The 2,095-nt window shown below is 68.7% G+C and carries 3 protein-coding genes; all 3 read right to left on the reverse strand.

The window, feature by feature from the left end; translation table 11 throughout:
• Positions 1-543 (reverse strand): ABC transporter ATP-binding protein (locus Q4F04_RS15650; protein ID WP_303370713.1); only part of this gene is annotated, 543 nt, incomplete at its 3' end.
• Entirely contained in the window at positions 536-1,456 is a 921-nt protein-coding gene (locus Q4F04_RS15655; RefSeq protein ID WP_303370714.1) for an ABC transporter permease, read from the reverse strand. The genes Q4F04_RS15655 and Q4F04_RS15650, both read right to left, overlap by 8 nt.
• 10 nt (positions 1,457-1,466) lie before the next feature.
• Positions 1,467-2,095, reverse strand: a 629-nt coding sequence (locus tag Q4F04_RS15660) for an ABC transporter permease (protein WP_303370715.1), incomplete at its 5' end; no start/stop codon positions are given.

Consider the following 2,095-nt stretch of genomic DNA (forward strand, 5'->3'; position numbering starts at 1 on the left):
CTCGTCCGCGATCAGCAGGTCGGGCTTCATCGCAAGCGCCATCGCGATCATCAGCCGCTGCCGCTGGCCGCCGGAAAACTGGTGCGGATATTTCCGCAGCGCGCCCTTGGGGTCGGGGATGCCGACGCGGGTGACAAGCCGCAGCGCCTCGGCACGGGCCCTGTCGCGGGCGGTGCCGTGGGCGGTCATCGTCTCGACGATCTGCCAGCCGACCGGATAGACCGGGTTCAGGTGGCTCAGCGGGTCCTGGAAGATCATCGCGATGCGGCGGCCGTTGATCTGCCGGCGCTGGTCGTCGGTCAGCCGCAGAAGGTCCTGCCCGTCGAAGCGGATGCTGCCGGCGGCGATATGGCCGGGGGGCCGGTCGATCAGGTTCATGATCGCCGAGGCCGAGACCGACTTGCCCGAGCCGCTTTCGCCCAGAATCGCCAGCGTCTCGCCCCGGTCGAGGTGGAAGCTGACGTCGCGGACGGCGTGGACGGTGCCGGCGGCGGTGTGGAAATCGACCGAAAGGCCGCTGACCTCCAGCAGATGCTCAGCCATTGCGGCGCCCCTTCATTTCCAGCCGCCAGCGCTGCGTCGGGTCCAGCGCGATCCGCAGCCAGCCCGACAGCAGGTTCAGCGACAGCGTGGTCAGGATGATGGCCAGGCCCGGCCAGACCGACAGCCACCAGGCCGTCTGCAGATACTGCCGCCCCTGCGCCACCATCAGGCCCCAGGTGATCTCGGGCGGCTGGATGCCGATCCCCAGGAAGGACAGCGCGCTTTCCGCCAGCATCACGAAGGCGAAATCCAGCGTCGCCACCGTCAGCAGCGTCGGCAGCACGACCGGCAGGATATGGCGGAAGATGATCCGCGGGCGCGAGGCGCCCATCACCCGCGCGGCCTGCACGAACATCCGCTCGCGCACCTCCATCACCTCGGCGCGGGTGGTGCGCAGGTAGACGGGGATGCGGGTGATCGCCAGCACGACGATCAGGTTCGTTACCGAGGGCCCGAGAATGTAAAGCACGATCACCGCCAGCAGCAGCGACGGAAAGGACATGATGACATCGGCCAGCCGCAGGATGACCTGGCTGGCGGTGCGGCCCATGTAGCCCGCGACCAGCCCCAGGACCGTGCCGATCACGGCCGAGAACAGCACCGCGCCCGCGGCGATGGCGATGGTGTTGCGGGTGGCGACAATGATGCGGGCCAGCAGCGGCCGTCCCAGCGCGTCCGCGCCCAGGACCCACAGCCACCCCTGTTCCAGCGAAAAGGGCGGCAGGTTGCGCCCGCGCAGGTTCTGCCGCGTGGCCTCGGTTCCCAGCCACATCGGCCCGACGACCGCAAGGGCGACGACCAGCGCCAGGAACAGCGCCGCCATCAGCGCGAACCTGTCGGCCAGAAGCATCCGGGCAAGGCGGCGCAGCGCGCCGGGCTCCTCGGGGATCGTGCCGGTGTCGGAAAGGGACATGGGCGGCTCCTCAGTGCCGGATCCGTGGATCGAGCAGCGCATAGGCGAGGTCGATCAGCACGTTCATCAGGAAGATCGCCAGCGCCGTGACCATGATCGCGGCCAGCATCACGTTGAAGTCGCGCTGCAGGATGGAATCGATCATCAGCTTGCCGACGCCGGGAAAGCCGAAGATCGTTTCCACCACCACCGCGCCGTTCAGCAGCGCCGCCGCCTGATCGCCGATCACGGTGATGACCGGCAGCATGGCGTTGCGCAGCGCGTGGACGAAGATGATGGGCCCGCTGCGGACGCCCTTGGCGCGGGCCGTCTTGACATAGGCCGAGGACAGCGCGGTGATCATCGACCCCCGCACCACCTGCACGATCAGGCCGAAGGGGCGGATGAACAGCACGCCGACGGGCAGGATCCAGTGCCAGGGCGTCCCGGTGCCGGATGTGGGCAGCCACCCCAGCGTGACCGAGAACAGCACGATGCCCAGGATCGCGATCCAGAAATCCGGCGCCGAGGCCCCGACCAGCGACGTGACCGAGGCGATGCGGTCGAACATGCCGCCGACCCGGAAGGCCGCCAGCGAGCCCACGACGATGGCCGCCGCCGTCACGATCGCCATGGTGATGACGGCAAGCTGGAAGGTCC

Source organism: Paracoccus sp. (in: a-proteobacteria) (assembly GCF_030536915.1).
GTDB lineage: Bacteria > Pseudomonadota > Alphaproteobacteria > Rhodobacterales > Rhodobacteraceae > Paracoccus.

Coding starts and splice junctions, on each gene's coding strand:
- Q4F04_RS15655 (WP_303370714.1), bottom strand. CDS start 1,456: ATGTCCCTTTCCGACACCGGCACGATCCCCGAGGAGCCCGGCGCGCTG.